Raw genomic sequence first — 20,829 nt, forward strand, 5'->3', positions numbered from 1 at the left:
TATTGGTTTCAATGTTCGCGGGTTTACGAGTTTACGGGTTATAAAGCCTGTAAACAATCCTAAACTTGCAAACTTTAAAACATTAAATTACACATCGCATATTTCAATCGCCTTCTTCAGTGAAGCCGCTTTATCCTTTGCAGCAGGGATAAATTCCTGGGCTACATAACCTTTAAATCCTGTTTCCACTATCGCCTTCATAATGGCAGGATAATACAGTTCCTGCGATTCATCTATTTCATGCCTGCCCGGCACACCGCCTGTGTGGTAATGACCAAAATATTGGTGGTTGTCGCGGATGGTTCTTATAACATCGCCTTCATCAATCTGCATGTGGTAGATATCGTACAATAATTTAAAATGATCAGAGCCTATACGCTTGCACAGTTCAACGCCCCATTTATGATTATCGCACATATAATCATGGTGGTCCACCTTGCTGTTTAATAATTCCATCTGCATGGTAACGCCATGTTTCTCGGCTAATTCAACCATAGGCTTTAAACCGGTAACGCAGTTTTTTAACCCTGTTTCATCGTCCATCCCATCGCGGCTGCCGCTAAAGCAAATTATATCAGTATATCCGTTTTGTTTAATGAGGGGAATAGCTTCTGTGAACTGCTGTGTTAGCAAAGCATGGTTTTCCGTATGGTTCCATCCTTTCGTTAAACTGATATCGCCGTTTGTATAACACATTGAACTGTAAATGCCATACTTCTGCAAGGTGGGGAAATCTTTTGGTGAGATCAGGTCAATGGCATTAAACCCAATGCTCTTTACAAGCTTGCATAATTCTTCAACAGAAAGAAAATTATACGTCCATTGACATACGGAATGATTGATATTGCCTTTTAACTTTAATGGCTTATTGATAGTTGATTCACTCATTTCACCTGCAAAAATTTTTGATGCGGGTATTGCAACGGAACCCGCAGCCAGGGTTTTCAAAACTGTTCTTCTGTTTGTCATTATTGATCTTCGTATGGATTTGCAATAGCAGCATTAGCAACCGGTAAAGGTTTTGTATTTCTTGAACGCATGTACACAAAAAGAATTGCAAATGCTACGATTAATATTATGGGAATGATGGAAGTGGCATTAATAATTTGAGGCCCGGCCAGCGACTTAGCATTGTTTAAAGCATTTGCCATATCAGAGCCTGCGGGCGCTGTATTGTATGCTGCAAGGTCTGCCCCCGATGGCAATTTTTGTGCCACCAGTTTATCATAATACCCCCCCATAAATATCATATATACAGAAACCGCAAACATGCCTGCACCACCAATAATATTCATACCAACGGCGCCTGTTTCCGGTAAATTTTCACTTACAAAACCCAGCATGGTTGGCCAGAAATAACAAACACCCATTCCAAAAACAATAGCCCCCACAAAAAGCATATTGCCTGTTGAATGGCCTAATAAATACAAACCTATTGCTGCGAGAATGGACGACATTAATAAAACACCCTGCGGAGATAATTTATGCACAACGGGCTCTGCCAAACCCCGCCCTAAAACCATCACCCCGGTTTCAAGCGTAAGCAGCAAGATAGCATTATCGGTTACGTTTTTCAGCAACACATCTATCCATTGCCCGGTAAATAATTCTGTAATGGCAGTACCTAACATAAGTATCAGCATTACAATAAATAATGGTTTGAATAGCGACTTATACATTTTAGAAGTGCTTATACCACTTGCCACACGTTCTGTAACAGGAAAGGTCAACTTAAAAAACATTACACCATATAACAGGGTTGGCAAAAACATAATGCCAACCAGCGTTCTCCAGTTTGATAAATAAATTGAATCAGCAACATATTGACCAAAGAAGCTTACGATCAGTGTACCAATCACAATACCGCCGGGAAACCACAGATGAAAATAATTAAGCCTTGTTGTTTTATTGTTGGGATATAAACTTGCTACCAGCGGGTTACAGGCAGCTTCTACTGTTCCGTTGCCCATACCAATTAATAATGTGGAAATAAACAAAGGCCAGAACCCGGAAGCAACAATAGTTAAAAAAATACCTGCAGCGTGAAATATAAAAGCCGCAACCAGCAATTTCTTCATACCAATTACATCTACTAACACACCGCCTATAAAAATGGCAAGCGGAAAGCCCCAAAATGCGGTACTGGTTATAATTCCAATTTCTTCCTGTGTTAAACCAAACTCATGCGCCCAGGTATTTAAAAGCCCGGCGCGAATACCAAACGAAAGTGAAGTAACTAATAAAGCAAGGCAACTTGCAACAAACAATTGATTACGCTTAATTGTTGACATGATTCGTTAGATGATTTTTAAGTAGTTGAATTTTCTATTCTGATGAAAAACAATCGGCGCGCTAAATGTAGGAATAATTACTTTTCAAAATAAAAAACGAAATTTTTTTTGTCGAATTCTGTAAATATTTTCACAACCTGTTATTTTGCATGGCTTGCATTCAACTTGTAAAACATATATTTATTTTTTTACCTAAAAATTTTTATTGTAATGGCACATCGTAAAATAAGAATGGGAATGATTGGCGGCGGCAAAGACGCTTTTATTGGCGCCATACACCGCATTGCTTTAAATATGGATGGTTTGATTGAACTTAGCTGCGGCGCTTTAAGCCACGATGCAAAAGTAGCGAAGGAGTCAGGCGAAATGCTGTTTCTGCCGGAAGACAGAATATATAAGAGCTACGATGAATTGTTTGAAAAAGAAAGCCAGTTGCCGGAAGATAAACGTATTGATTTTGTATCGATCGTTACACCAAACTTTTTACATTTTGATCCTGCTGTCAAAGCATTGGAACATGGTTTTAATGTAGTGGTTGAAAAACCTATGACGTTTACGTTGGATGAAGCAAAACAATTGCAAAAGAAAGTGGAGGAAACAGGTTTATCGCTTTGTTTAACGCATACTTATTCCGGTTATCCCATGGTAAAGCAGGCGAAGGAAATGTTTAAAAAAGGCATGTTTGGAAAAGTAAGGAAGATTATGGTTGAATATCCGCAGGGCTGGCTGAGCAAATTAAGCGAACGCGAAGGTAATGCACAGGCAGCATGGAGAACTGATCCAAAACGTAGTGGTAAAGCAGGTGCTATGGGCGATATAGGCACACATGCGGCACATTTGGCTGAATATATTTCAGGCTTAAAAATTACAAAAGTTTGCGCCGATTTAAATATTATGGTAGAAGGCAGGGCGCTTGATGACGATGGCAATGTGTTATTAAAATTTGATAACGGCGCCGCAGGTTGTTTGGTGGCAAGCCAAATTGCAGCCGGCGAAGAGAATGCATTAAAGATTCGTATTTATGGTGAAGAAGGCGGCATTGAATGGGCGCAGATGGAGCCGAATACACTGCTCGTAAAATGGCTGGACAAACCCAGTGAAATATACCGTGCAGGACAAGGTTATCTTACAGATATTGCCAAGCACAATACACGCACACCGGGCGGCCATCCGGAAGGTTACCTTGAAGCGTTTGGCAACATTTACCGCAATTTTGCTTTAAGTTTAATGGCAAAAATAAATGGTGAAGAACCCACCAGCGCCATGCTTGATTATCCGAGAGTGGAAGAAGGCGTAAGGGGCATGGCATTTATTGATACGGTTGTGGCTTCATCGCAAAGCGATAAAAAGTGGACAGATTTTGTGGTGTAGGTTTTTCTTGAAATAATTCCATTAAAATGCCATTGCTTTTAATAACAATGGCATTTTTATTAAACAACTGATATGGTTTTGCGATAGGAATTTATATGCTATACATGATTAAGATTGCTTAATAAAAACCACTCTTCAGAACTGCTTAATCCATTTTTACAACTTAAAATATCAGACCGGGTACTTAATGGCGTTATTTTTATTAACTCAAACCGCTGTTACAGGTAAGGCAATAATATCTTTTTCCAAACTTCGTAGCCTTTAGCATTCGGGTGCAGGCCATCGGTGGTGTAAGCTTTATCAAGCCTTCCTTCACTATCTAAAAAATGCGGATGCAGGTCAATTAATGTAATGTTTTCTCCGGCAGCAATTTTTTTCAACCCTTCATTCACGGCTTGTATATGTTCATCTTTGTTGTAATGATTTTTAAACTGTGTGAATGTGTTGTTTACCGGCATTAATGTTTGAAAATAAATTTTTGTTGACGGCGACCCGGCTTTAATGCGCTGTATAATTTTCCTGTCATTATTTAATATCACGCTATCCGGAATATTGCGGGAAATATCATTAATGCCGATTAGTACAAACACTTTTGCGGGGTGGCCTTCGATCACTTCATCCAATCTTTCCAATATGCCAAAAGTTATATCGCCTGAAATACCCCTGTTACGGGCATTGGGCATGCCCAGCAATTCTTCCCAATCCACATGATCTGTAATGCTGTTGCCGAGAAAAATAATATCTTTTTCTGAATTGGGATAGCTCCTGAACAAACCTTCCATCAAAGTATAATTGCCAGGCCTGTATGTGCTGTCCCATTGTTTTTGCTGCGAAAAAACATGACTGCTGAAGCAGCAAAAAAGAAAAATACAAACAAGAGTTTTGTTCATAACATCATTATTTTACTGGTTAATCAGGCTTTCACTTCTCTTCCCATGAAAGGATCAGAAGAAGTTTCTTTACCGGTTTCCACCCGGCCCGCAAAACGCTTTACAAAATCTTGCTTATTTGATACAGTTACAGAAAAATCATACCAGCTAAAACTCTTCGATAAATCCAATACCACTACTTCTGTTTTAGACGGACCGATCTTTTTGGAAATAGCCGCTGCTTTATAAGCGTTGTCTTTAATCTCAATATCGTAAGCATTTATTTTGCTGAGATTAACAATACTCACAACCACATTGCCGGTGAGCTTGCTTTTATTGGATGGATTAGTTTCGTATGCACAATCCACATGAATATCCGGGTCTTGCGCATTGCCCGTAAATTCACGGAAGAAACCGTTTGGCCCATATAAACGAAGATGATATTCATTGTCTTTAAAATTATTCAGCGGCCATTTTTCCGAAATCGATTCGCCTGCGCTTACTGCAAAATGCCATGCACGCACCGGCTCAAAAACCCGCTGGTTATTTTTCTCTGCTTCAAGCGGAATATATTCTCCGGGTGCATACACATTGAACGGAGAGCCTGCAGTTTTTTCACCAAACACATCTTTCCTCGTCTCCATCTTTATTTCAAAACTTTTTTTATCCTTACTTAAAATGCCACTTGCATACAACTGGTAAGGCAGCGGGTTTGCTGGTTTAGTCCCGGGCTCCTGCTGCGACATCAAGGATGAAGATGACGGATCATGATTAATTTGCTGTATTTCTGTACCGGTTAATTTTTTAAAGTTCGATGGCTCTTCTTTAAATTTTGCGTTATAAATCGTTTCAACAAATGGGTCTCTTTTCAAAAAAGGCAACCGTTCCTGTTCTTTTTCATCAAAAACAGTAAACGCCGAAGTAAGATTTCCGCAAACGGCACGGCGCCATTCACTGATATTGGTTTCCTTTATATTCTTCTTAAATTTCTTATTTAAAAATTCTTCGAGGAATTGCAGGGAAGAAGTGTGATCAAATACCTGCGAGCAAACTTTTCCGCCGCGGCTCCACGGCGAAGCAATAATCATCGGCACCCTGAAACCCAGGCCAACAGGGCCGCCACGAGCTTCTTTTTTAGATATGCCATCACGAAGTTCATTTTCAAGCCGTATATGCTCCTCACCTGTGTTATTAATGCCCGGCGAGCATTTGCCGGTTAAAGGTTCTTTATGATCAGGTGCAATAAAAGGCGGAACATGATCAAAATAACCATCGTTTTCATCATAAGTGAGAATGAAAATAGTTTTCTTCCATACATCAGGATTTTTGGTAAGTATATCCAACACCTCTGAAACCAGCCAGGCGCCGTACCAGGGTGCGCTCGGATGATCGGAAATATTCTGCGACGGCACCAGCCATGAAACCGTGGGCAATTTACCGGTATCAACATCCTGCCTGAACTGGTAAAGCACATCGCCTTTGGGAACGGGCAACTCACGATCCACCCCATTATCATCATATTTTAATGTGGTTAGCTCATGATATTCCGGATCGGCGGCGTTCGTGCTAAATGCCTTGTTATAAATATTTTTTTGATAAGAAGATAACTTTTCAAAATTTTCAGCGCTCCATTTTTGCAACTGTTCTTTTGCGCTGCCTAATACTTCCTTCTTTTTTGCAATATCCTTTTGCAGCTTATCGTAATTTTTATCAGTTGAAGATGTAGCCGAAAGCTTGCTTTCCAGCTCCGTTATTTCCTTTGGAAGTGTTTCAAGCTGCTTTTGCAGGCTTTGCACATACCGGGGATAAAAGCGCACATTATATTGTGCTAAAAACTCCAGCGGGTTACAACCGAAATTAGACAGCCATGCCCGTTCATCGCCGGTAAAACCGCCGCCGGCCGTAATATCATTCTGATATACTTTCCAGTCTATTCCATTTTCTTCCAGCCTTTCAGGAAAAGTTTTCCAGCGTGCTTCACCATAAGGTATTTCATTTCTTATGTAAGCCTTTGAAGTATCGTTTTTTTCTTCGCGTATGGTGCCTCCCCAAAGAAACAGGCGGTTGGGCCAGGTGCTTGTCATGGCCGATGCAAAATGCTGGTCGCAAACTGTGAAAGCATCAGCCATTGCATAATTGAAAGGAAGGTCTTCACGGGTGTAATGCCCCAGTGTAAGTGGCATATCCGCATATTTTTGATTGCCTGATCTTTTTGCATCCAGCCACTTGTCATACTTTCCCCGGTTATCGGCATCTACCTGGCTGGAACGCGAATGCGGCACAGAGCCCATCCAGGTTATTTTTGTATCGCGAATATCAAAACGGAATGGCGAATAAGTTTCGCCTGCTTTATTGGATTGCAGCCACACCAGGTTTTTATCGGGCAATGTTATAGCTCTCGGATCATTAAACCCGCGAACGCCCCGCAGCATACCAAAGCAATGATCGAAAGAACGGTTTTCCTGCATTAGTATTACAACATGTTCCGCATCAAGGAAACTGCTGCCGGGCTGCGGATCTATAGCAACGGCACGTGTAATAGAAGCATGCAGCTTACCGGAAAGGCCTGCTGCGCTGGACAGCATGATTGCATTTTTAATAAAGTTTCTTCTTGTATTCATATCAGAAATTGATTTTTTTTGAGCAGCAGCAGGGAGGCTCAATTTATACTATTTTTTTTCATTGTCGCAGGCTTAAGAAACACTCAATATCCAATACACAATAATCAATGCTCAATTGTACCCCCGCAAAATGAATACTGAATATTTCAAAGAATCTAAACCTAAGCCAACGACATTGCTATTTTTAATAACCGGGGTTTTGCTCAAGCGCAGGATTTAAATCGGTTTGTGTTAATGGAACAGGCCAGAAATAATCCCGTGCGGCATCAAATGTTCTTATTTCTATCTGGCTTCCGTCATACGTTTTGATTGGAGCGTTTAAAACTGATTGCGCCGTTTTCCAGCGGCGTATATCGTTATAATATAACCCTTCGCCTGCTAACTCAATCCTTCGCTCATATCTTATGATTTCTCTCAGTTCCGATTGCGGGTATGTTTCGGCAATACCAGGCATACCGGCGCGTTCCCTCACGGCATTAATTGCTGCATACACCGATGCATCCGGGCCAGTTGCTTCGTTCTGGGCTTCGGCGTACATTAACAGAACATCAGCATAGCGCAAAATGATAAAATTTGTTTCAGACTGGCCGGATTTTAAATCCGATTGACCTTCAGGCGCAGGGCCCTTATCATAAATAGTATATTTTTTCATCCCGAAACCGGTTACGGCAAAACGATCATTTGTAACAGGAACTTCCATTAATGTATCGCCAGGGAAAAAGATAGTACCATACAGGCGTGCATCCCTGTTAGCATAAGGTTTGGCAGGATCATAACCTGAAGCAGGATCAGTAATTGGCAGGCCGTTATTCATCTGGTAAGCCTGAGCCAGGCCGAGTAAAGGTGCATTGGTATTATATTGTTTTCCAATCAGGTCAAAAGAGGTGCCAAGGCCAGGAAAAATATATTGTACGTCGAAGATCACCTCTTCATTATTCTCATTTTGCGGAAGGAATAATTCACGGTAATTATCATATAACCCATAACCGGCTTCTGTAAAATCCATTACGGCTTTGGCCGCAGCAGCGGCTGCTTGCCATTTTGCCGCATCGTTTGAAGTATTGAATAAGGGGCTTGCCTCATACAATAAAATACGGGCTTTTAATGCCAGTGCGGCGCCTTTGGTGGCCCGCCCAATATCACCACCCGTATATTTTGCGGGTAAAACCAATGCAGCGCTATCTAAATCTTTTATGATTTGCGCCACCACTTCTTCCCGCGGCGTGCGTGGAAGATCCGCCTGCGTTTCAAGATTCGGTTCTTCTAAAATCAGCGGCACATCGCCATAATAATTTTCCAGCATGAAATAATATAAACCGCGTAGAAAATGCACTTCGCCCTTCATGCGGGTTTTTGTATCTGCACTCATTTCTACCTGGTCCACATTTGCAAAAAAAGCATTGCAGCGGCCAATGCCCACATAGCTATCGTGCCAGCGCTGGGCTATAATACCGCCATCGTTAGATTGCTGGCGGCCTTCGGCAATTAAATTAAAACCCATTGCGTTGCTATAATTATAAGCATTTGGCGTTGCAGTTTCTTCCCATAAAGGAGTGGCTTCGCCGCCAAACAACCCATCAGTAGTAAGCGGGTTATAACAACCAGATAATGCGGCACTCACAGCAGCCTCGGAATTCCAGAAATTGCCTTCGTTATATTTATCTGTTGGCTGCGTGTCCAGCACATCTTTTTTGCAACTGCTTCCCGCTGCAAGCAAAATAAACAGTGCGGTTATAATTGTTATATTCTTCATCTGTATATTTTTTCGTGTGATTAAAATGTAATGTTTATACCACCGCTAACCGTTTTTAGCATCGGATAATGGTATATGGTACTTGCATTAAGAATTGATTCAGGATCAAATCCTTTATACTTTGAAAAAGTGAGGATGTTTTCTGCATTTACATATATAGAAACCCTGCTGATCTTTATTGCCCTTAACCATTGTGCAGGCAACGCATAACTCAACTGTATATTTTTCATTCTTAAATAGGAGCCATCCTGCAGCCAAAAATCAGAAGACACATAATTATCATCATCCACATCACTTGGCGTAACCTGCGGCAGGCGGGCATTTGTGCGTTCCGGCGTCCATGAATCGGTTGCCCATTCCCAGGTTGCATTGGCGCCGTTATTGAACGGAAAGGCGAGGTTTGCTGTTGGATAAATTTTCAAACCGGATACGCCCTGGAAAAATGCATTTAAAGAAAATCCCTTATACCCTAAATCAATACCAAAACCAAAAGTGTATTTGGGTATTTGAGTAGAGGTTGATATAATCACACGGTCATCGCTGGTAATTTTATTGTCACCGTTAATGTCGCGGTATTTTAAATCGCCGGCAGTGGTAGTAGCCGTTTGAAAAGGGCTTTTATCCACTTCTTCCTGGCTTTGAAAAATACCGATAGCATCATAAATGAAATAAGAGTTAACAGGATAGCCGGCCTGGGTAATAGTGGCAAGATTGGTATTGAAACTATATAAAATTTCACCTTTTAAATCAACCACTTTATTCTTATTGTAAGAAATATTACCATTAAAACCGTAATTAAATTCTCCGATATTATTGTGATACCCCAACGTAAGTTCTATACCGGTATTCCGCATAGAACCTACGTTTTTGCTTGGCCCGGATAAACCAATCTGGTCAGGGATATTTACTGCCCGCAGAATATCGGTAGTATATTTTTTATAAACATCTATGCTGAAATTAATACGATTATTGAGCAAGGCAGCATCCAGGCCTGCATTGTAAGTAGTGGTTGTTTCCCAGGAAGTATTCGGATCACTGTAAGCTGTTGCAGCAGCCCCGGAAGACAATGCCCCGCCAAAGCTATAATCCTGGCCAAGATTGATTGAGTTTTGATAACTATACAAGGCTACAGCCTGGTTTCCCAGTTCTCCATAAGAAGCCCGGAGTTTTAGCAGGTTAAACACATCTTCCAGATGAAAGAAAGATTCTTTATCAATACGCCATCCGGCAGATACTGCAGGAAAAAAGCCCCAGCGTTTTCCACTGGCAAAACGGGAAGATCCATCATAACGGAATGTTGCTTCCAACAGGTATTTTCCTTCAAAATCATAATTAAGCCTGCCAAAATAAGAGGTTAATACGTCTTCAGTAGAATTACCGCTGATATAACCTTCATAAGGAAGCGAACCAGCGCTTATAGCAGTTAGTGTGCCATCAAGATAACCATACGATCCGCTGGAAAAAGACCTGCTGTCAAAATCATCATAACTGCTTCCAATCATTGCATTAAGATTGTGACTGCCGGCAAATGTTTTATCCCAGTCAAACGTATTGTAAAAATGAATATTTAGATCGTTGTAATCAATTGCCCTGGAGCGGGGTGCGGTGGAAGGGCTGTTCCAGTTGATCGCGGCCCCTGTTTTAGGATTGAATGTTTGCGACAGCGGCGTAAAATTTTCCAAAAGGCCATCATATTTATCCCCGCCAAGTTTTGCCCGGTAAGTAATATCAAAAGGCAACTGGTATTCAGCAGACACTGTTGCCAGAAAACGGCTTACCACTTTTTTTGCAAACCCGGTTTCCGAAATCATCCTTGGGTTTTCCCAGTTATTCCTGCCCGGTGTGCGCAGCCAGGAATTACCATAACGCCCGTCTGCCAGCGTATCTGTAAGAATCGGGAGTGTTCGGGTTAAATATTGCCAGAAACTGTTATAATAAGGTTCGTTATAATGGCGGTAATAACCATCCAGTGTTAAGCCAACTTTTAACCGTTTACTCACTTTCATGCTGGCATTAACGCCCAGGGAATATTTCTTTTCCTGGTCGTTTGGCCCAATAATTATACCCTTACGGTCTAAATAACCCAGCGAAACACGGTATTGATATTTATCGCTGCTGCCTGAAACACTCACATCATGTTTTTGAATAACGCCGTTATCAAGCGCTATGTCAAACCAGTCGCTTGCAGGATAAGTAAACGGATCGGTTTTCATTCCCTGCTCATATTCAGCAATATCTTCATCTGAATAATCATGCACTTTGCCAATGTTTTCAAGCGCCTGGTTTTTCAGGTTCATATATACAATAGGGTCCCAGATGGCATCGGGCATGGTAGTCGGCTTTTGAATGCCGTTATAGTAGCTGTAATTTACTTTGGAAGCACCATGTCCTGTTTTTGTAGTAACCAGTATTACGCCGTTAGCAGCCCTTGAACCATAAATAGCCGCAGAAGCATCTTTCAAAACTGAAATGCTGGCAATATCAGCAGGGTTTAATTCATCCATAGAATATTCAATTCCATCCACCAATACCAATGGGTCATTATCATTTAAAGTTCCCATTCCACGAATACGTATCGTTGCCCTGTCAACGCCAGGCTGGCTGTTGCCGAGATTAACAAAAAGCCCCGGTGCGCCATGCAGGGCGTTGCTCACATTGGTTATGGGCTGCCCTTCTTTATCCGTCATATCAACAGTAGTAACTGCTCCGGTTAAATTTACTTTTTTCTGTGTGCCATAGCCCACAACCACTACAGAATCGAGCGCATTTACGCTGCCTTCAAGGCTTATGTTACCAAGATTAGAGCCGTTAACTTTAATTGTTTTCGGCACATACCCGGTAAGGGAGAAACTAAGTTCACTGCCTATTTCAGCACTTACAGTAAAAGTTCCATCATCTTTGGTAACTGTGCCTGAAGAAGAATTAATAACAGTTACAGTTACTCCCGGCAGAGGAGACTGGTTTTCGGCGGAAATAATTTTTCCGGTAATGTTTTGTTGCTGCGCATTGAGGGGAATTTGCAGCAACGTGAAGAAGGCCATGCATACAATCAGGGGCATAAAGGCCTGCAATCGGTTCGCTGTTAAATACATAATTTTCGGTTTTTTTATTTGGATAATCGGAATTTTATTTCAGCATTTCTACCTTGAAATATTGAACAATAATGTAAAAAGGGGCCCGGCTTGTTTTCCAGGCCCGCTTGTTTTCCGGTGCTTTTTTTTAACGCCGTTTGCGGCTTTCAACCGTAACATTTCCAACTTCGGTACCATCATCTCTTAACATAACCAGTTTCAATTCGCGGCTATTGGCATTTACCTTTATTATTGTTCTTTTTGATTCCAGCGGCCCGCCGCCAATAACCAGCGGGTAATGGTGCGTGGCATCATCAGCCAGATAAGTTCCATACCTGTGTGTGTGGCCGCAAATAAGCAGGTCTATCTTTCCTTTATTAAACAATGGATTGAACAACGCCCTGCAATGCATGGTTCCATGCCAGTCGCCGGACTGATATGGGGGGATATGCATCATTACCACCCGGAAAGGTGCTTTTTTAAATGCAGGCGTTTCTATTTCTTTTGCCAGCCATTTCTCCTGTTCTTCACGGTAAGCATCAAATGCGGCAAGACCTCCGTATTCCGCATGATCGTCTTCTTTATCTTCCCCGGTATCCAGCACTACGAAATGTACCGGCCCGCGGGTAAAAGAGAAATAATAACGATTATCAGGATTTTCAAAATAGTTGTAATGGTTCCTGGCAAATACACCACGTGTTTCATGATTGCCCCTTGTGTATATAAACGGAGTTGTAGTACTGAAAATGTTTCCCAGCGGCGATAAGAGATGATCGATCATTTGCTGCTGGTTGGTTTGATAATCAAACATGTCGCCATTCAGAAAAACGAAATCATATTTAAAATCCTTAACCAGGGAAAACAGTAAAGGAAAGGAAGCAGGACGGTCGTGTATATCATTTAATACCACCCAGGAAATATTATCTTCCTGTGTATCCGGCGTAGTAAAATAATATAATTCGCTCTGTTCGTCGGCCCCCCACGTTAATTTATAAGGTTGAAAATCCGAGATTTCATGCGAGCATATCCTGTAACAATATTTAGTGCCCGGCTGCAGGTTACTGAGCGTGATCTTATTAATATAATTAGCATCAATGAGGCCAATACTTGCATGGGAAGCTTTTTTATCCGGGGCTGACGTACCATATTCTACCCAGCTTTTGCAGGGTTTCCCGGTAATCCATATAACGGTACAGGCAGTCGGGCTAAGGTTTTGCAGGTAAGGCTTCGTAATAAAAAGTGCGCCCGCCGAATTTTTAACCGGTGCATCATTTTGTTCTGCAAAGTCCGGCCGGGGAAGCAGGCCTACAAGGCCTGCTTTTGTAATATCTCCTATAAAATTTCTCCGATTATATGTTGTATTTTTTTGCATATCGATTATTTGAAAAGGAAAAATTTAAAAGGGGGTTAATAACCCGGGTTTTGCTTCAACAGCGGGTTACGTTTCATTTCTTCAAACTGGATGGGTAAGAAATACATTTTATCGTCCCATTTCCTGTTTTGAACAGAGATTATTTTGTATTTATAATCATAATAAGTACTGCGGTCTGCCCTGTCTGTTCCCCTTACTGTAATTTCAATTCCACCGGCATTTTCATTCATTACCTGCGGGGCAATCATCCAGCGGCGGATGTCGAAGAAACGATGCTCTTCAAATGCCAGTTCTATGCGGCGCTCATTGCGGTATTCATCCCTTAGTTCAGTTCCGGTAACAGCGGCTGTAAATTCAGGCATGCCCGCCCTTCTTCTTATTTGGTTAAGTGCATCCCTGGCTTCCTGTTCCTGCCCCAGTTCAATGCAGGCTTCGGCATAGTTTAATAAAATTTCGGCGTAGCGGAAAAAAGGCCAGGGTATTTCCTGGGCAACAGATCTGTGGTCATTCGTGGGGTCAACAAATTTCCGCAGGTAATAATTAGGATAACTTCCGTTCCAGTTTTCAATGGGGCCGTTACGGGTATCAATCCCAGGCAGCGTATCTCCATTTGGCAGTATAAGGTTTTTAAAAGCCTGAACAACGCCCACGGGATCATAAACCTGCCCGTCTGAAGTGCGTTGCTTCCATTTGGTGCCATCATAAAAAACAGTGGCATAAAAACGAGGGTCCCTGTTTTCGTAAGGATGTGCGGCTTCGTCAGGATTACTCCAGCTGAATTTTGTGCCGTCCTTCATTTCATAAGCATCTACCATTTGCTGGATTGGCGAGTTTTCACCGTATCCATGATAGCCATTTGGATTGAACCATAAACCAACATTTGGGGCGCCATTATTAACGCTGGTAAACCGGTTGAAAATAATTTCCTCGTTGGTTTTTGTAAGAAAAATATTGGCGTAGTTCTCGGCAGTGGAATCGCCGGGCGCCGGGTCTGCTTTGTAAAGACTGTAAATATGAAGGTCCATCACGGCCTTGGCTGCATCACGGGCAGCAGTCCAATGGGCCTGCCTGTCCGGCGAAGTATAACCCGTTTCCGGCATGTGGCTTGGATTAATGTTATACAAATCGCTGGCCGCATATAATAATACACGGGATTTTAAAGCCATGGCTGCACCTTTTGTGGCTCGCCCCAAATCATTACCTGAATAAGAATCCGGTAATAATAAAGCTGCAGAATCTGCATTGTTTACAATAAAATCAATGGTTTCTTCAAAGCTGCTCCTGGCGATGGCGGTGCTGTCTTCCAATCCGTAAACCTTGGTAATAAGCGGCACGCCGCCATTAACTTTCATGAGGTTATGATAAAAATAACCCCTTAGAAAATAAGCTTCCCCCCTTAATCTTTTCAATTTATCCTGATCTACAGAAGTACTTACTGCATTGGCAAGGAAATCGTTACACTGGCGAATGCCGGAATAAAGCGTTCCCCATACCAGGTAACTGAACCTCGAGCCGCCCAGGATATCGAGGTTGGATGATGTGATAGTAGATTGAACGATGGGCCCGCCGCCGTTTGTCCACATAGCCTCATCGCCTAAAGAGCTCAGGCCGCTGGTGGAGTTAAATTCACCCAGGCCAAGAAAAGTATAGATATTATTGATGTATGCTTCCATAAGCGATGCATCGCTCCAGACGGCCGCACTTGTAATTTGATTGGATGGCTTGATATCCAACATTTTATTACAGCCTGCAATAACACTAATGGCTATGGTTGCGGAAAGTATAAGCAAATATTTTTTCATTACTTGTTTGTTTAAAAGGTTAGATTAAATCCTATGTTATACACTCTTGTCTGGGGATAATAGTCACCGGCGGCATTGCTTGCCTCAGGATCCATCAGCTTAAACTTATCCCAGGTGAGCAGGTTATACCCGTTCACATAAATGCGGAAATCGTTTAATCCTCCTAATTTTTTTAATAGTGAATGTGGAAGGCTGTACCCTATTTCGAGAGATTTGAGCCTGATGTAGTTTGTGCTTCTTAAGAAATAAGTATTGTTGTTGGTAGTCCAGTAAGTATCTCCCCTGTCAAATGTCCTCGGGCCGGAATAAGTGGCGCCGCCTGCTGCGGTCATGCCTGTAAGATCATCGGGGTCTGGCCTCCAGCGCTGGGTTGCAAAATCTGCAAGGTAATTTCCTATATCGCCGGATTCTGTAGATACATATTGTACATCACCCGCAGAACCCTGGAAGAAAATACGGGCGCTTAGCTGTTTCCAATTCAGCCCGAGGCTTATTCCGCCTGTCCATACCGGGGTGCTGTTTTTATTAACGCGGATCCTGTCGTCAGCATTGATAATACCATTACCATCCACATCTTCAAATATTATGTCGCCGGGCCTGGCGCCATTCCAGTGCGGGTAATCTTCCACCTGCTTTTCATTTTGGAAAATGCCAATCGCCTTATAGTATAAACCGGTGCTTATCTTTTTCCCGGTAGATACCTGGTATTCCGGCGCTCCGGGCGGTTCGTCCCAGAACATAATTTTGGTAGTGGAATAACCTGCATTAAGCGAAACATTGAATGAGAGGTCATCGTTTACGCTTTGGTTCCAGGTGATATTTCCATCATATCCCCAGCTTTTTACTTTACCAAGGTTTTCTTTTGGAAGCGTAAGCCCGGTACTTTGCGGTACAGAAGCGTTACGGGCTATTAAAATGCCGCTTCTTAACTGGTTCCAGTAATCCACGGTAAAGGAGAGCTTATTTTTCAGCAACACACCATCGAGGCCTACATTAAACTGGTTGGCCCTTTCCCAGGTGATATAAGGATTCGCCACATAAGTGGGTTCGATATTTTGCGCTATCTGGTCTATGCCCAGCACATAGCCGTTACCAAACTGGAAGCCGCTGTAGTATTGCTGTGCTTCCACCAATGCGTTGGGATTTGTAATATCGTTGCCTGTTTTTCCCCATGAAGCTCTTATTTTCAACTCGTCCACAAACTGGATACTGTTTTTGAAGAAAGGTTCTTCAGATATTCTCCATCCTCCCGAAAAGGCCGGGAAAAATCCAAACCTGCTGTCTTTGGGGAAAAGATAAGAACCATCATAACGGCCTACCACCTGTAACAGGTATTTGTGCCGGAACGCATAATCAATCCTGCCAAAGTAACTTACCCTTGTACCTTTAGCGCCGGATCCGTTGTTCGTCCAGTTTTCCTGGCTGCCTGCAAACAACTCGGAGATGCTGGTGGAGATATAATCGCGGCGAAACGCATTAAAAGTATTATCGTTAAACCGCTGAGATTCTGCACCGCCCATTAAGGTAATATCATGATCGCCAAAGGAACGTTTGTAATTAGCTACTATGTTTTCCAGTATTTTTTGCTCCTGGTAATAGGTTTGCGAAAGAGATGGATCGGAAGGCCCTGCAGAAAAAGCGGTCAGGAAACTTTCAGGGTCCTGCATATTATTGTTTATATAGGCTTGCTTATCAAAAGTGTATAAATTCCACGGCGTATTCCACACTTTTACTTCCTGGAATTGTTTGTTATAAGATAATAATCCCCTTATACTCAAACCTTCTACACCGGGTATAGTTATATCCACCGAAAGATTCCCGGTCATATAATATCGCTGATTATGATCGTAGCCGGTGGCGGGTGTTCCGGTTACAACCGGCTGGTTGCCACCTTCCTGGTCTGGCCCCGGAAGCCCATTTGGAAAAAAGGCCGGGTCTGTAGGGCGCCCTCTAATAAGCATACGAAATATCTGGCCTGCGGATACAGTTGGGAAGTTCCTGTCTTCTTTTCTTCCACTTAAATTCAACCCTATTTTAATATTTTTAGTAACCTGGCTGGAAATATTACTTCTAATATTAAACTGGTTATAGCGGGTAGCGCTTTGTTTGTAATACCCATCCTGGGTAAGAGCCCCCAATGAAAGAAAATAAGTGAGCGCAGCAGTTCCACCCTGCACGGAGAGGTTGCCATTGGTTTGAGGTGATAAAGTTTTCAGGCCTTCTTTAAACCAGTCAGTGCTTGGGTACAGCCAGGGATCTCTGTTGGGATCTTTATAAGCTTCAATTGTTTCTTTTGAAAACTGGGCAGTGGTGCCATGATAAATAGCCGCTTCATTAAGCATTTCCATGTAATCAACAGCCCCGGCCATTTTGGGAATGCGTGAAGGCTGGTTATATCCCTGGTTAAAATTAATCGTAACCTGTGCAGGTTGATTTTTGCGGCCTTGCCTGGTTGTAATTAAAATAACGCCATTAGCCGATTCCGAACCATATATGGAAGCAGTGGCGTCTTTAAGTACACTGATATTTTCTATATCGTTAGGATTTATCCTTTCCAGTATTTCACTGGGCGTGGGTACGCCATCTACCACCACAAGCGGTGCATTATTGTTAAGGCTGTGGTTGCCTCTTATCAGTATAGAGCTTCCGTCCTCGCCCGGCTCGCCGCTTCCATTTATGGCTATTACGCCAGGCAACCTGCCGGCAAGTGTATTGGAAAAATTTGTTACCGGCGCTTCCTGCAGTGTTCTCACAGGAACAGTAGAAACCGCACCGGTTAAGTTTACTTTCTTTTGTGTTCCATATCCTATAACCACAACTGAATCAAGCGAAACAAGATCAGTTTCCATACTTATTACACCCAAATCGGCGCCTGAAATCTTGATTGATTTTGATACAAAGCCGGCAATAGAGAAATTGAGCGTACTGCCCATGCCGGCGTTTATGGTAAAAGCTCCGTCCACGCCGGAAACCGTACCATTATTAGAATTGTCAACAGTAACAGTAACCCCTTGCAGTGGTGACTGATCAGCAGCTGAAATAATTTTTCCGGTAATGTTTTGCTGTTGTGCATAAAGTGGAGACTGTGCCATAGCCAGCATAATAAATGCAGCAAGTAGCCTCAGCACTTTCCCTTTCATTACCAAAAGTTTGATTTTGGAATTCATAATTGTAATTGTAGATTTTTTTAATAAACAGTTATAGAAGAGAAATAGTTAAGCCCTTATTTGGTAGTGGCAGAACGGGTTGGAAAACCCCGGTAATGATACTGCTTGCGGACGGCACTTTTACCCCCGGCGAATTGCTTTGAATGCTCGTTGCTTGCCTGCAGACGAGCTTGGCTGTAAAATGAATGTAAAATGTAGAGTACATAGCTTTTATTTTGGTGAATGTTGTAAGAATAAATAAAGCGCTGCCGCAATAGCTGCGCCCGCAAAAGGCCCGAGAACAGGCACCCATGCGTATTTCCAGTGGCTGCTTCCTTTATGTTTTAACGGTAAAAATGCGTGAACAATGCGCGGGCCAAAATCCCTTGCAGGATTAATAGCATACCCTGTGGTACCGCCCAGTGAAAGGCCGATTGACCATACCAATAATGCCACCGGCAGTGCGCCCAGCGAACCCAGGCCGATTGGCGTTTTTGAATCAGTGATTTCTGCATTGGTAAAATAAAATACCACGAACACCAGCACAAAAGTGCCTGCCACTTCGCTCATGAAATTGAAGGATAAATTTTTAATGGCAGGAGACGTGCTGAAAGCAGCCAGCTGAGTTTCTGCATCCGGCGTTTCATCAAAATGATTTTTGTAAATAACCCACACTAAAAAAGAGCCAATCATGGCGCCGATAACCTGGGCGGCAATAAAAGACAGCACTTTCGACCAGGCAAATTTACCAGCCAGCGCCAACCCTATGGTTACAGCAGGATTTAAATGCGCGCCGCTGAAAGGCGTTGCAATTACCACACCGGCAAACACCGCAAAAGCCCAGCCGGCAGTAATCACGATCCATCCGCCGTTATTCCCCTTTGTGCCTTTAAGAACCACATTAGCTACTACGCCATTGCCCAATAAAATCAAGATCATTGTACCGATTAATTCGGCGGCAAATTGAGACATGAGATTTTTTTTATGGTAAACAAATCGTTATGCTTATATTATGAAAAGATTACTTACACATCCGCAGCCCATGATTTACAAGCGTTTACAGCTCTCTGCCATCCCGCTATCAGTGTGGCTGAATTATTATTTTCCGATGGCTGGAATATGCGGTCTGCAGCCCACTGCGCCTGTATCTCATCTATATTTTTCCAGAAGCCGATGGCCAGGCCGGCCAGGTAAGCTGCGCCGATAGCCGTGGTTTCCGTAATTTTTGGCCTTATTACTTCTGTGTTTAAAACATCGGCCTGTATTTGCAGCAACAGGTTATTTGCGGTAGCGCCGCCGTCAACACGCAATTGTTTAATTGTTGCTCCGGCATCGGCTTCCATTGCTTTTAGTACTTCCATGGTTTGCAGGGCAATGCTTTCCAATGCCGCCCTGGCAATATGTTCATCTGTAGTGCCGCGGGTTAACCCAACGATCATGCCCCTTGCATGCTGGTTCCAGTGCGGTGCGCCTAACCCGGCAAAAGCAGGAACCATATAAACGCCGCCATTATCTGTAACTTTTGAGGCTTTTTCTTCTATTGCCGAAGAAGAAGAAATAATACCAAGCCCGTCGCGCAGCCATTGCACCACAGCGCCACCAATAAAAATGCTGCCTTCCAATGCGTATTGAATGGTATCACCAATTTGCCAGGCAATGGTGGTTAATAATTTGTTGCCGGAAATGATGGGCTTATCGCCAATATTCATCAGCATAAAACAGCCGGTGCCATAAGTATTTTTTACCATACCTTTTTGCGTACACATTTGTCCGAAAAGGGCGGCCTGCTGATCTCCGGCTATTCCGGCAATTGGAATTTTAGCAGCCAGCAACTGGCCGGAAGTTTCTCCGTACACTTCACTGGAAGATTTTACCTGTGGTAATATTGATGCGGGAATATCCAGCAGCGTTAATAATTCATCATCCCATTGCCGGGTATGAATATTAAAAAGCATGGTGCGGGAAGCGTTTGTAATATCTGTAACATGCACCTTACCTGCTGTAAAATTCCATAACAGCCAGGCATCAACAGTGCCGAATGCAAGCAAGCCTTTTTCGGCTTTTTCACGGGCGCCTTCCACATTATCTAATATCCATTTGATTTTTGTGGCAGAAAAATAGGCGTCAATTAAAAGGCCCGTCTTTTCCTGTATAAGTTTTTCTTTACCGCTATTTTTTAATTCATCGCAGATACCAGCGGTGCGCCTGTCCTGCCAAACAATTGCATTATAAACCGGCACGCCGGTTTCCCTGTCCCAGATAATTGTGGTTTCTCTCTGGTTTGTGATGCCGATGGCGGCAATATCAGTAGCATTAATCCCGGCTTTTAAAACGGCTTCCCCCAAAACCGTAGCCTGCGAAGACCATATTTCCTTCGCATTGTGCTCTACCCAGCCGGGCTGCGGGTAATATTGTGTAAACTCTTTTTGTGCAAGCGCAACAATATTTCCTGTCTTATTAAAAACTATTGCACGGGAACTGGTAGTGCCCTGGTCAAGTGCAAGAATATATTTTTCCATAGCAAGCGTTGAAT

Annotated in this window: 12 protein-coding genes; 1 reads left to right on the forward strand and 11 read right to left on the reverse strand. The window is 42.7% G+C overall.

Features of this window, described 5'->3' with window-relative positions:
• Positions 1-87: 87 nt before the first annotated feature.
• Complete coding sequence (locus tag BM015_RS01575; RefSeq protein WP_090653819.1) at positions 88-969, reverse strand: hydroxypyruvate isomerase family protein; 882 nt, start codon at positions 967-969, stop codon at positions 88-90.
• A complete protein-coding gene (locus BM015_RS01580) occupies positions 969-2,291 on the reverse strand; it encodes an MFS transporter (protein WP_090653821.1) in 1,323 nt (440 codons plus the stop codon). Before BM015_RS01580 ends, BM015_RS01575 begins: the two co-directional genes overlap by 1 nt.
• A 210-nt stretch (positions 2,292-2,501) precedes the next feature.
• Here BM015_RS01580 and BM015_RS01585 point away from each other — a divergent pair, with 210 nt between their 5' ends.
• On the forward strand, positions 2,502-3,662 hold the full coding sequence (locus tag BM015_RS01585) for a Gfo/Idh/MocA family protein (RefSeq protein WP_090653823.1): 1,161 nt from the start codon (positions 2,502-2,504) through the stop codon (positions 3,660-3,662).
• Positions 3,663-3,880: 218 nt separating this feature from the next.
• Here BM015_RS01585 and BM015_RS01590 read toward each other — a convergent pair whose 3' ends face one another.
• The 9 genes from BM015_RS01590 to glpK form a co-directional block, all read right to left on the reverse strand.
• Entirely contained in the window at positions 3,881-4,552 is a 672-nt protein-coding gene (locus tag BM015_RS01590; RefSeq protein ID WP_090653825.1) for a GDSL-type esterase/lipase family protein, read from the reverse strand.
• Positions 4,553-4,575: 23 nt separating this feature from the next.
• On the reverse strand, positions 4,576-7,152 hold the full coding sequence (locus BM015_RS01595) for a phosphocholine-specific phospholipase C (RefSeq protein ID WP_090653828.1): 2,577 nt from the start codon (positions 7,150-7,152) through the stop codon (positions 4,576-4,578).
• A gap of 184 nt (positions 7,153-7,336) precedes the next feature.
• Positions 7,337-8,905, reverse strand: a complete 1,569-nt coding sequence (locus BM015_RS01600; RefSeq protein ID WP_090653830.1) for a RagB/SusD family nutrient uptake outer membrane protein — start codon at positions 8,903-8,905, stop codon at positions 7,337-7,339.
• A 20-nt stretch (positions 8,906-8,925) separates the two neighbouring features.
• A complete protein-coding gene (locus tag BM015_RS01605) occupies positions 8,926-11,997 on the reverse strand; it encodes a SusC/RagA family TonB-linked outer membrane protein (protein ID WP_090653832.1) in 3,072 nt (1,023 codons plus the stop codon).
• A gap of 127 nt (positions 11,998-12,124) precedes the next feature.
• Positions 12,125-13,348 carry a purple acid phosphatase family protein gene (locus tag BM015_RS01610; RefSeq protein WP_090653834.1) on the reverse strand — a complete coding sequence of 408 codons (1,224 nt, stop codon included), beginning with the start codon at positions 13,346-13,348 and terminating at the stop codon, positions 12,125-12,127.
• A 35-nt stretch (positions 13,349-13,383) separates the two neighbouring features.
• A complete protein-coding gene (locus BM015_RS01615; protein ID WP_090653836.1) occupies positions 13,384-15,150 on the reverse strand; it encodes a RagB/SusD family nutrient uptake outer membrane protein in 1,767 nt (588 codons plus the stop codon).
• Positions 15,151-15,161: 11 nt separating this feature from the next.
• A complete protein-coding gene (locus BM015_RS01620) occupies positions 15,162-18,317 on the reverse strand; it encodes a SusC/RagA family TonB-linked outer membrane protein (protein ID WP_090653838.1) in 3,156 nt (1,051 codons plus the stop codon).
• A gap of 210 nt (positions 18,318-18,527) precedes the next feature.
• Positions 18,528-19,268, reverse strand: a complete 741-nt coding sequence (locus BM015_RS01625; protein WP_090653840.1) for an MIP/aquaporin family protein — start codon at positions 19,266-19,268, stop codon at positions 18,528-18,530.
• Positions 19,269-19,321: 53 nt separating this feature from the next.
• Positions 19,322-20,815: a glycerol kinase GlpK gene (glpK, locus tag BM015_RS01630; protein ID WP_090653842.1), complete on the reverse strand. Its 1,494-nt coding sequence runs from the start codon at positions 20,813-20,815 to the stop codon at positions 19,322-19,324.
• Between the last annotated feature and the right edge of the window lie 14 nt (positions 20,816-20,829).

It is taken from the genome of Parafilimonas terrae (genome assembly GCF_900115755.1).
GTDB classification, from domain to species: domain Bacteria; phylum Bacteroidota; class Bacteroidia; order Chitinophagales; family Chitinophagaceae; genus Parafilimonas; species Parafilimonas terrae.

Bases quoted from the DNA above. Each gene is read 5' to 3' on its own strand.
- BM015_RS01575 (WP_090653819.1), bottom strand. From the start codon at position 969: ATGACAAACAGAAGAACAGTTTTGAAAACCCTGGCTGCGGGTTCCGTT.
- BM015_RS01580 (WP_090653821.1), bottom strand. From the start codon at position 2,291: ATGTCAACAATTAAGCGTAATCAATTGTTTGTTGCAAGTTGCCTTGCT.
- BM015_RS01585 (WP_090653823.1), top strand. From the start codon at position 2,502: ATGGCACATCGTAAAATAAGAATGGGAATGATTGGCGGCGGCAAAGAC.
- BM015_RS01590 (WP_090653825.1), bottom strand. From the start codon at position 4,552: ATGAACAAAACTCTTGTTTGTATTTTTCTTTTTTGCTGCTTCAGCAGT.
- BM015_RS01595 (WP_090653828.1), bottom strand. From the start codon at position 7,152: ATGAATACAAGAAGAAACTTTATTAAAAATGCAATCATGCTGTCCAGC.
- BM015_RS01600 (WP_090653830.1), bottom strand. From the start codon at position 8,905: ATGAAGAATATAACAATTATAACCGCACTGTTTATTTTGCTTGCAGCG.
- BM015_RS01605 (WP_090653832.1), bottom strand. From the start codon at position 11,997: ATGTATTTAACAGCGAACCGATTGCAGGCCTTTATGCCCCTGATTGTA.
- BM015_RS01610 (WP_090653834.1), bottom strand. From the start codon at position 13,348: ATGCAAAAAAATACAACATATAATCGGAGAAATTTTATAGGAGATATT.
- BM015_RS01615 (WP_090653836.1), bottom strand. From the start codon at position 15,150: ATGAAAAAATATTTGCTTATACTTTCCGCAACCATAGCCATTAGTGTT.
- BM015_RS01620 (WP_090653838.1), bottom strand. From the start codon at position 18,317: ATGAATTCCAAAATCAAACTTTTGGTAATGAAAGGGAAAGTGCTGAGG.
- BM015_RS01625 (WP_090653840.1), bottom strand. From the start codon at position 19,268: ATGTCTCAATTTGCCGCCGAATTAATCGGTACAATGATCTTGATTTTA.
- glpK (WP_090653842.1), bottom strand. From the start codon at position 20,815: ATGGAAAAATATATTCTTGCACTTGACCAGGGCACTACCAGTTCCCGT.